This is a genomic window from Pseudomonas sp. rhizo66 (assembly GCF_031931925.1).
GTDB lineage: Bacteria > Pseudomonadota > Gammaproteobacteria > Pseudomonadales > Pseudomonadaceae > Aquipseudomonas.
The window spans coordinates 56,049-66,418 of sequence record NZ_JAUJWZ010000024.1 but is presented as its reverse complement, the minus strand read 5'-3'; the positions used below and the strand labels follow the sequence as shown (position 1 = coordinate 66,418).

The 10,370-nt window shown below is 60.7% G+C and carries 9 protein-coding genes; 7 read left to right on the top strand and 2 right to left on the bottom strand.

What is annotated here, in order from left to right; translation table 11 throughout:
- Positions 1-372: 372 nt before the first annotated feature.
- Entirely contained in the window at positions 373-1,767 is a 1,395-nt protein-coding gene (locus QZR14_RS24650; RefSeq protein WP_311997974.1) for a hypothetical protein, read from the bottom strand.
- A 285-nt stretch (positions 1,768-2,052) separates the two neighbouring features.
- On the opposite strand from QZR14_RS24650, the gene QZR14_RS24645 reads away from it, so the two are divergent.
- The 7 genes from QZR14_RS24645 (at position 2,053) to QZR14_RS24615 (ending at position 9,541) form a co-directional block, all read left to right on the top strand.
- Positions 2,053-2,406, top strand: a complete 354-nt coding sequence (locus tag QZR14_RS24645) for a hypothetical protein (protein WP_038369287.1) — start codon at positions 2,053-2,055, stop codon at positions 2,404-2,406.
- Between the two features lie 289 nt (positions 2,407-2,695).
- Positions 2,696-3,655 carry an AAA family ATPase gene (locus tag QZR14_RS24640; protein ID WP_007913915.1) on the top strand — a complete coding sequence of 320 codons (960 nt, stop codon included), beginning with the start codon at positions 2,696-2,698 and terminating at the stop codon, positions 3,653-3,655.
- Between the two features lie 5 nt (positions 3,656-3,660).
- Positions 3,661-4,605, top strand: coding sequence for a DUF58 domain-containing protein (locus tag QZR14_RS24635; protein WP_093437905.1), 945 nt, complete (start codon positions 3,661-3,663; stop codon positions 4,603-4,605).
- The gene (locus tag QZR14_RS24630; RefSeq protein WP_038369283.1) at positions 4,602-5,099 is read left to right on the top strand and encodes a DUF4381 domain-containing protein; all 498 of its coding nucleotides are present in this window, start codon (positions 4,602-4,604) and stop codon (positions 5,097-5,099) included. Before QZR14_RS24635 ends, QZR14_RS24630 begins: the two co-directional genes overlap by 4 nt.
- A complete protein-coding gene (locus QZR14_RS24625; RefSeq protein WP_311997973.1) occupies positions 5,092-6,171 on the top strand; it encodes a vWA domain-containing protein in 1,080 nt (359 codons plus the stop codon). The genes QZR14_RS24630 and QZR14_RS24625 overlap by 8 nt, the downstream gene beginning before the upstream one ends.
- Positions 6,168-7,907, top strand: a complete 1,740-nt coding sequence (locus QZR14_RS24620) for a tetratricopeptide repeat protein (RefSeq protein WP_311997972.1) — start codon at positions 6,168-6,170, stop codon at positions 7,905-7,907. The genes QZR14_RS24625 and QZR14_RS24620 overlap by 4 nt, the downstream gene beginning before the upstream one ends.
- The gene (locus QZR14_RS24615; protein WP_311997971.1) at positions 7,904-9,541 is read left to right on the top strand and encodes a BatD family protein; all 1,638 of its coding nucleotides are present in this window, start codon (positions 7,904-7,906) and stop codon (positions 9,539-9,541) included. Before QZR14_RS24620 ends, QZR14_RS24615 begins: the two co-directional genes overlap by 4 nt.
- Before the next feature lie 178 nt (positions 9,542-9,719).
- Here QZR14_RS24615 and QZR14_RS24610 read toward each other — a convergent pair whose 3' ends face one another.
- A complete protein-coding gene (locus QZR14_RS24610; RefSeq protein ID WP_250605409.1) occupies positions 9,720-10,112 on the bottom strand; it encodes a hypothetical protein in 393 nt (130 codons plus the stop codon).
- Positions 10,113-10,370: the final 258 nt, after the last annotated feature.

Below are 10,370 nucleotides of genomic sequence, written 5' to 3'. Positions count from 1 at the left end.
ACAGGTGGGTGAAGCTGGACGGGACACTCAGGTCACATTCACCTTCCATTGAATGGGCATCTGCAAAAGCGACTGCCAGCGGTGCCGACAATGCCTTTACGGGTGCTCATCCGTTGCGCAGCTTAAAGGGTGCGACAATGTGTCTGCTTGCGGTGCTGCGACATATTCGGTCATTGGCACGTAAACCGAGGGTTTGGCACCGGTAAACACTAGCAGTCGTGGCGCAAAATGCTGGTCTGAATGCCCGTTTTTACGGTACATGCGTGCCAGAAGCAGTCCTTGCGCTGGTACATATCCAGAAACGAAAACGCCCAAGGCCGTTCTATCGACCTTGAGCGTGGCATCGGGTTCAGCGTCAGCGGTTGACGCGGATCAGTCGGGCAACTCTTCGTAAGCGCGAAATTTGCTCACAGTGGCGCAGTCGTAGCACTGCATCTGCAGGGTCAATTTATCCATGCTGGCGTCGATGTTGCTGGAGTCGCACTCGCGGCAGAACAGCTGCGGATGGTCGAATTGCGGCGCGGCGATCGGCGAGCCTGTGAGAAACCGAGGCACAAATTCGTCTCGCCAGAACAGCCCCGGCGACTTGGAAAAACCGGCGCCGCTATCCTTGAACACGACATCGTAAAGCAGGCGGGTCATGGCCGGCTGCGGCACGCGCGAATCGCGGTAGCTGTCCTTGCGCCAGTTCTCCGCCAAGGCGAGTTGCGCGGTGCTCTGCATGTTGCGCGGAATGGTGTTCGAGGCGTGAGTGCGGCCCTTGGAATTTCCGGTGGCATAGAAGTGTGCTGCACTTTTCACCGCCACTCTGGCGAAGTAGTAGATCTGGCTGACCGAGAAGTTCTGCAGCAAAGTGCCGATCACCGAGTCGGCGCGGGCTTCGGCGGTGAACGCCATACCGACCTGATTGGCCAGCAAGTGAACGTATTGAATCGATTCCTCCCGCGCGAGCCTGAAGATCAATGCATACAACTCACGTTTCCATCCTGGCAGCACAGGCCCGGACAACTCTTCGTACAGCGCCAGGTAGAGCGTATCGCGCGTGCAGCGCACGCCTTCGTCCAGCGCGACGTTGGCTTGCCAGTAAATGGTCGAATAAGTGCTGATGCTGAAATCGTCGGCCCGATTGAACGCCCGAATGTCCGATGCAGTATCGACCTGCAAGGCGCCCGCCTCGTGCAGGCCTTTCACCAACTCCTCACTGAAAGTGTCAGTGGACGTGAGCTTTTCTCCTCTGAGTTCAGCATCAAGCGCGGCAATGCGTTCGCCTGCGCCTTGGCCGCCGTCATCCAGTAACGCCAGCAGAGCAAGTTTTTGCTGGAATCCAAGACTGGTAAAGGGCACGGGTGGGCGTGGTGTGCCGTAGCGCATGGCTAGATCGCTGCGGTCACGTTCGGCCTGATCGGCGATTTGCTGTTTGCGCAGCCGGACACAGGCATCACAACCACACACGTTGCGTCGCGAGCCAAAACCGGCGGTGAAGTATTGATGCTCGCAATTCACACATTTGTAAGCGCTGCGCAGGGAAACCGGGGTGCCGCGGGCAGGCCGGCGCATCCACATCGGCAAATCGCAATATGGGCATCTCAGGTCGGCGCTGACAATCGGTGGCAACACTTTCAGCACACTGCGCACTGTGTCCGCGAGCTTGTACTCATCGATCAAGTCAGCAGTTTTTTCGCCATTGAGGTAGCGCTGGTAAAGCGCTTCAACCTGCTCTTCGGACAGATGGCGGATTTCTTGCGCCCATTCGAAATACTGCTTCATCAAAAGAGATCCTTTTTATCATGTCGTCCATCGCACTCCCTTGCGTTTGAGCAATAAAATCTGCCGGGAAAAAGCCGCCAAAACAAGCGAAAACACGTCTAACTTGCGCCATCCATCGCCTTTTCTGAAACCCTACGAGGCCGTCGGACAATTCGTACCCGCCGTGAGGAAATGTCCTTAAGAGCACGCCTTGGCTCAATGATGTGCAGCAGAATTTTCTTCAGGCTGGCAAAATCGCCTTTTTTGCGTCCCGCCTGCCGCGCCCGCTCAACCAGGAATCCCCTCATGCAAATGACCACCGCCCTACTCATCGTCAACCCGTGCGATGACGAAGAAGACAACATGGCCATGCTCTGCTGCCACAGCGACAAGGGCGACATGTTCCTGATGAGCCGCTACCCGGACGAGGACGAGCTGGAGATCACCCTGGATGGCGAGCCTTCGACGCTTGATGGGGTGAAGGTCACGTTGACTTCGAATCTGCTGAAGATCGAAATCGCGGCGGCGGATGCCGATGCGTTGAACGGGGATGATGTGCTGGAGATCAGCTTTAACCCGGATATGGTGGATATGGATGAGGTGGTCGAGACCCTGACGAATATCCTTGATGGGACGGGTACCTTCATTAACGAAGTTTGATGGCGTCCAGACTGGCCTCATCGCTGGCAAGCCAGCTCCCACAGTGATCGATGTGTTGCACAATTCGCATGCACAACGCTGAACCTGTGGGAGCTGGCTGCCAGCGATGAGGCCAGAACAGCCACCTCAACACTCCCCCACTACAAAAACCCAACAATTCCCCCAGTCATTTCCCGCACTTTGCGCAAAATGCCGTTAGTCGCCACCCCCCGCGATGGATTAAAGTAACGCCCCCAGCCCCGGCGTTATCCGAACGCGCGTGGCCACCCCTTTCCAGGAACAGTCACCGATGGAACATCGTGAAGCGCTGCTGGCGCTGCGAACCTTTCTTTCAACGCAGATTCTCGGCCAGGAAAAACTCATCGAGCGTTTGCTCATCGCCCTGCTCGCCGACGGCCACATGCTGGTCGAGGGCGCTCCGGGTCTGGCCAAGACCAAAGCGATCAAAGAACTCGCCGAGGGCATCGAAGCCCAGTTCCATCGCATCCAGTTCACCCCTGACCTGCTGCCGGCCGACATCACCGGCACCGAGATCTATCGCCCGGAAACCGGCAGTTTCGTGTTCCAGCAAGGGCCGATCTTCCACAACCTGGTGCTGGCGGACGAAATCAACCGTGCCCCGGCCAAGGTGCAATCAGCGCTGCTCGAAGCCATGGCCGAGCGTCAGGTCAGTGTTGGCCGCAGCACTTACGAGCTGTCGCCGCTGTTTCTGGTAATGGCCACGCAGAACCCGATCGAGCAGGAAGGCACCTATCCGCTGCCGGAAGCTCAGCTCGACCGCTTCCTGATGCACGTGAAAATCGGATTCCCGGACGCTGCCGTCGAACGCCGCATCCTCCAGCAGGCCCGTGGCGAAGCGTTGAACGGCGAGACCAAGCCCGAGCGCCGGGTCAGCCAGCAGGCAATCTTCGCCGCACGCAAGGAAATCCTCGGCCTGTACATGGCCGACGCCGTGGAGGAATACCTGGTGCAACTGGTCATGGCCACGCGCAACCCGGCCAAGTTCGACCCGGAAATGGCCGAGTGGATCGCCTATGGCGCCAGCCCGCGCGGCTCGATCGCCCTCGACCGCTGTGCACGCGCCCACGCCTGGCTGGCCGGCCGCGACTTCGTCAGCCCGGAAGACATCCAGGCCGTGCTATTCGATGTGTTGCGTCACCGCATCATTTTGTCGTTTGAAGCCGAAGCCGCCGGCATCGATCAGGATCGGGTGGTGCAGCGGATTCTCGACGTCGTAGCCGTCGCTTGACCCCCATGAACGCCCCCCTGCCGTCCGAACCGGGCATCCGCGTCAGCCTCGCCGAGCTGATCGAGATGCGTCACCGTGTGCGCGAGGTGCAGCTGTTTTCCACGCCGAGCCAGCGCAGCCCGCTGATCGGCCTGCATCACTCGAAATTCCGTGGCCGTGGCGTCGACTTCGATCAGGTGCGGGTCTATCAGGCTGGCGACGACGTGCGCACCATCGACTGGCGCGTCACGGCGCGCACGCAGGAGCCGCACACCAAGCTGTTCCATGAAGAACGCGAGCGGCCGATTTTCATCATGGTCGAGCAAAGCACACGGCTGTTTTTCGGCTCGGGGCTGATGTTCAAATCGGTACTGGCAGCGCAAGTAGCGGCGCTGATCGGCTGGGCTGCGCTCGGGCATAACGACCGGGTTGGCGGACTGGTATTCGGCGACAACGAGCACTACGAAATCAAGCCACGGCGCAGCAAACAAAGCCTGCTGCAATTGCTCAATCGTCTGGTCAAGGTCAATCAGTCGCTGCACAGCGAGCGTGAACCGGATCGCGATGCGTTTGGCGTGGCGCTGCGCCGGGCCCGTGAAGTGCTGCGTCCTGGCAGTCTGGTGATTGTGATTTGCGATGAACGCGCGCTGTCCGACAGCGCCGAACAGCAACTGAGCCTGCTCTCGCGCCATTGCGATTTGCTGATGCTGCCGCTGTCCGATCCACTGGATCACGCCCTCCCCGCCGCTGGCCTGCTCAGGTTCGCCGAGCGTGGCGCGCAGCTTGAACTCGACACCCTCAACTTCGACCTGCGCCAGACCTACCGCGCCCAGGCCGAAGCACGCATCGCTCGCTGGGAATTGCTCGCGCAAAAGCTGCGGGTATTGCTGATGCCGCTGAGCACGCAAAGTGAAATGGTCGAGCAGATGCGCGAATTCCTCAATCCGCAGCGTCCGGGGAAAGGTCGATGAACGGCCTCGAACAACTGCAACCGCTGATCTCGCCGCCACCGATTGCCTTCTGGCCGCCGGCGCCGGGTTGGTGGCTGCTGCTTCTGTTGTTGCCGCTGCTGGGTTTCGCCGTGTGGAAGCTGCGGCGTTTCATTCCGATGAAAAAACGCCCGATCGTGCGCGCCGAACAACCGCTGGACCCCGTGCGTATCGCCGCGCTCGCCGAACTGGCGCAGATGCCCAAACCCTACGACGGCGCCCCGGCCGGTGCCTGGCTGCAACAACTCAACGGCCTGCTCAAACGGCTGTGCCGCAACCACTACCCCTACAGCCAGAGCCACACCCTCAATGGGCGTAAATGGCTGGCCTTTCTCGACAACCGTTGCCCGGCGGCCGGCCTGACGCGATGGATGGTACTGGTTGAAGGCGCGTACAAACCGGAATGCAAACTCGACGACAAAGCCATCGCTGGCCTGACCCAGGCGGTCGACACGTGGATTCGCAAACATGTTTGAGTTCGCCTGGCCGTGGATCTTTGTGCTGTTGCCGCTGCCGTGGCTGATGCGTCTGGTGCTGCCGGTGGCCGACAGTGGCGAGCCCGCCCTGAAAGTCAGCTTCCTCGCCGATCTGGAAGGCCTCGCCCGCCGTCGCGCCCGCGCCAATCTGCCGGCGTGGCGTCAGCAAGCGCCGTTCATGCTGTTGTGGCTGTTGCTGCTGACCGCCGCCGCCCGCCCGCAATGGCTCGGCGAACCGCTGCCGATTGCTGCCAGCGGGCGTGATCTGCTGGTGGCGGTGGACGTGTCCGGTTCGATGGACTTCCCCGATATGCAATGGCAGGACGAAGAAGTCAGTCGTCTGTCGCTGGTTCAGCATTTGCTCGGCGACTTCCTCGAAAGCCGCGATGGCGACCGGGTCGGCCTGATCCTGTTCGGCAGTCAGGCGTATCTGCAAGCGCCGCTGACCTTTGATCGCCACACCGTACGCGTCTGGCTCGACGAGGCGCGGATCGGCATTGCCGGCAAGAACACTGCGATCGGCGACGCGATCGGTCTGGCGCTTAAACGCCTGCGCCTGCGTCCGGCGCAAAGTCGCGTGCTGATTCTGGTGACTGACGGCGCCAACAATGGCGGCGAAATCAATCCGCTGACGGCGGCAAAACTCGCTGCGAGCGAAGGCGTAAAAATCTACCCGATCGGCATCGGCGCCAATCCTGAAGACAGCGGTTCGACCGGTCTGCTTGGGGTCAACCCGAGTCTGGATCTCGACGAACCAGCGCTCAAAGCCATCGCCGAGGTCACCGGCGGCCAGTATTTCCGAGCCCACGATGGCAAGGAACTGCAAGCCATCAAGGACACCCTCGATCAACTCGAACCGGTGACCCAACAACCGACCCAGGCCCGTCCGGCGCAAGCCTTGTATCACTGGCCTTTGGCGCTGGCGCTGTGGTTGAGCCTGTTGCTGGTCGCCCGTGAATTGTGGCCGGACAACCCGCTGCAACGGCTGTTCAGCAAGGAGCTGTATCTGCAAAGTCCGCTACCTGACTGGCGCGAGCGTCTCAAGCGCCTGCGTCTGCGGAGGCGTCGATGATCGCGCTCTGGCCGCACTGGTTCCGTCCGTGGTGGTTGCTGTTGCTGCCGCTGCTGGGCTGGCTGATCTGGCAACTCTGGCACCGGCAGAAGCGTGCCGGGCGCTGGCAGATGATTCTTCCGCCGGCGTTTCATGCCACCCTGCTCAGCGGCGGTAGCGGTCGCGACAGCAAACTGCCGTGGGTTGCCCTTGGCGTGGCCTGGCTGCTGACGGTTCTGGCGTTGCTCGGGCCTAGCTGGGAACGGGTCGAACAGACCAGCCAGAAGCCCGCCGATCCGTTGGTGGTGGTACTGGAACTGACCCCGGAAATGCTCGCCACCGACTCGCCGCCGACGCGACTGGAACAGGCGCGGCGCAAGCTCTTCGACCTGTTGCAGGCGCGCAGCGATGCGCAGACCGCGATCGTCGTCTACGCCGGCAGCGCGCACACGCTGGTGCCGCTCTCCGATGACCTGGCGACCAGTCGCAATTTGCTTGATGCGCTCAAGCCTTCGTTGATGCCGGAAAGCGGCCATCGCGCCGATCTGGCCGTTGCCAAAGCACTGGCCCTGCTGAAACAGGGCGCGCTCGGTCAGGGGCGAATTCTGCTGATCGGCTCATCATTGAATGAAGAGGAACGCCAGGGTATTCGGCGTGCCCTCAACGGTGAGTCGGCACAACTGCTGATGCTCGGCGTCGGCACCGCCGAAGGTGCGCCGATTGCCCAGGAGGACGGCAGTTTCCTCAAGGACGAACAAGGCGCGATCCGCGTGCCGCAACTCGACAGTCCGGGCCTGAGCGCATTCCTCAACAGTGTTGGCGGCGAATACCATCCTGCACGCCTCGACGAAGCGGATCTTGGCGCGCTCGGCCTGCTCAACGGCCCGCGCAGCTTGCGCGACGACGGCCAGACCGTGCGCCTGGATACCTGGGCCGATCAGGGTTACTGGCTGCTGTTGCCGCTATTGCTGCTCGCCGCTTGCGCCGGGCGCCGTGGCTGGCTGTTCTGCCTGCCGCTGCTGTTTTGCTTGCCGCAGCCCAGCTACGCTTTTGACTTCGAAGACCTGTGGCTGCGTCCCGACCAACAGGGCCTGCATTTGCTCAAGCAAAAGCGCCCGATCGAAGCCGCGCAGCATTTTGACGATCATCAGTGGCAAGGGGTGGCGTTGTACGAGGCCGGCGACTACAGTGGCGCCGCCCAGCGCTTCGCCGAAGGCAGCGATGCTCGCGCCCACTACAATCGTGGCAACGCCCTGGCAAAAAGCGGTGAGCTGGAAGCGGCGATCGACGCCTATGAACAGGCCCTGGAGCTGCAACCGGATTTGCGTCCGGCGCAGACCAACAAGGCGCTGGTGGAAAACCTGCTCAAGCAGAAAAACACACCGCCGCCCGCCGAGCCGGACACCAAACCGAGTGAACAGCAAAGTCTGCCGGGCGACGAACCACCGCCAGCGACCGCACCGCCACCGGCGGTAAAAAGTGAAACCCAGAGCGAGGCGCAACCGAGCGAATCGGCCAGCGAACCGCCACCGACCACGCCGCCGCAGCCAGGCCCCAACGAAGTACCGGGCAGCGACGAAGAAGAACAAACGGACACCGTGCCGACGCTGCGCCCGAGTGAAGACAACCTCGAAGGCGAGCAACGTCAGGCACTGGAACAATGGCTGGGCAAGATCCCCGACGACCCCGGCGAATTGCTCCGACGCAAATTCTGGTACGAACAGCAACAACATCAGGATCAGGAAAACACTCGATGACCCGCTTCACCGCTCTCTTGCTGCCCCTGCTGCTCTGCACGGCCACCGCCCACGCGGCCGAGCTCACAGCCAGTGTGGATCGCAGTCGCCTGAACTCCGGCGAGACGGTCGAACTCACCCTCGAAACCAGCGACGTCACCCAGTTCGGCAAGCCCGATCTGACCGCGCTGGAAGCGTTGTTCGAAGTGCGCGGTACGCGCCAAGTCAACCAGCTCAACACCCTCAACGGTGACAACCGCGCGACCACGCGCTGGATCATCACTCTGCTGCCGAAAGAGAACGGCAGCGTGGTGATCCCGCCGCTGCAACTGGGCGACGCGCAGAGCCAGCCGATCACCGTGCAAGTGGTCGAAAGCGATACCCGCGAGAATAAGAACAGCCTTGATCCGGTGTTCATCGAAGCCAGCCTCGATCAGTCCAGCGTCTATGTGCAGGCGCAGGCGATCCTGACCCTGCGCATCTACCATTCGGTGTCGCTGTACGACGACAGCAGCCTGACGCCGCTGCAAATCGCCGATGCGCGCATCGAACAGCTTGGCGACACGCGTACCTACGAAAAAGACCTCAACGGTGTGCGCCATGGCGTGATCGAAATGCGCTATGCGATCTACCCGCAGCACAGCGGTTTGCTGACCATCGCGCCGCAGACCTTCAGCGCCACACTGGTCGATACGCAGCCGTCTCAGGATGCCAATGCGCAGGGGCCGAAACCGGGCAAACTGATGCGCGTCAGTTCTGCGGAAATCCCCCTGACCGTGAAACCCAAACCCCTGACTTATCCGGTCGACGCGCCATGGCTGCCCGCGCGCAGCCTGAGCCTTAGCGAAAGCTGGAACCCGGAACCGGAACACACTCAGGTTGGCGACTCCCTGACCCGCAGCCTGACATTGAAAGTCGAAGGCCTGGCCGCCTCGCAATTGCCGGCGCTGCCCGCCACCGACGTCAACGGCCTGCGCCGTTACCCCGACCAACCGGTGCTGAGCAACCAGAGCACTGACCGGGGCATTGTCGGCAGCCGCGAAGAACGCGAAGCCCTGGTGCCAAGTCGCAGCGGCGCCATCGACTTGCCGACGGTGGACGTGGTCTGGTGGAACACCTTCGAAGATCACCTTGAACACAGCAGCCTGCCCGCACGCACCCTGCAAGTGGCCAACAACCCGAGCCTGCAAGTCGACACCCCGGCCGGCAACCTGCAAGTGAGCGCCGTCGATAACGACGTGCTGTGGTGGTGGAAACTCAGCACCCTGACCCTCGCCTGCACCACCCTCCTCGGCTTCGGCCTGTGGTGGCGCGCACGCTGGCAACCGGCGGTGCACCGCGCCGCCCAAACCGGCCCGAGCCCGCGCACGTTGATGGATGACATCAAGCGTGCGAGCCAGGCCAATGACCCGCAAGCGACGCGGCAGGCACTGGATGCGTGGGCGCGGCAGCAGCCGGAAACCCTGGCGGACATGGCGGCGCGGTTTGTGCCGCTGTCGGATGCGCTGGATGGGTTGAATGGTGCGCTGTACAGCGAGACGGGCCAGCATTGGCAGGGTGAGGATTTGTGGCGGGCGATTCGCACGATTCCGGCGGCGGAACGGGTGCAGGATCCGGTGGGTGATAGCGGGTTACCGCCGCTTTATCCGAAGTAAAAGCAAAAGATCGCAGCCTCCGGCAGCTCCTACAGAGGGTATGTGTAGGAGTTGCCGAAGGCTGCGATCTTTTGATTTTGCTAAAAATTAAAAAAGGCTAAAGGCAATCGGCGGCACGCAGATTGATGCGCAGGTTTAATGTTCACCAGCCATTTCCAGAGGGCAGACGATTACATCCTTATAAATAGTCCAACCAGTCATTTGAATTACCCGAACGTCCCTTTTCAAAAAAAGCCTGATAGCGTTCTCTGTATTTATCTAGAGAAGCAGCTGCAACATCTATGGAAATATATCCACGTCCTCTCTCCTCAACAGACAGAAACACTGGATCTATTTTGATCGGCGAATCGCCGACCACAACTCCCGACAATTTTGACCTGTGAAATATAAAGCTTTTCCCACCGCCGAGCGGAAGAACCAACTCTGCAACAGCAAATATTATCTCCGGCCTTGAAATCTCATAGCGTTCACCATCCTCATAGTTTTCGGAATAGGCTTCCGGAATAAGGAATAGTTTATGACTTACAATTACCAGCCACCCTTGCAAGTCAACACCAGTGCCAATATTCATTACTACTCCCCCCATCACAATAGCGTCACGTAGCATTACCCAACGCGCTTTGTGTCGTCATTTCAAATGCATGCACAAGAACAAACCTTCAACGCGCCTTTCCGCTCTCCTCCGGGTCAACCAGCGGTGATTCGCACGCAGCGAAAACGATATCAATATAGTGGCACGATGGTAGGCAGTGGGTGTCAGGGGGTCAATTTTTGAAATCGACGCGATCGCGCGCGCCCTCCCCGAAAAGCCCTCCCGCCGCAATAATCT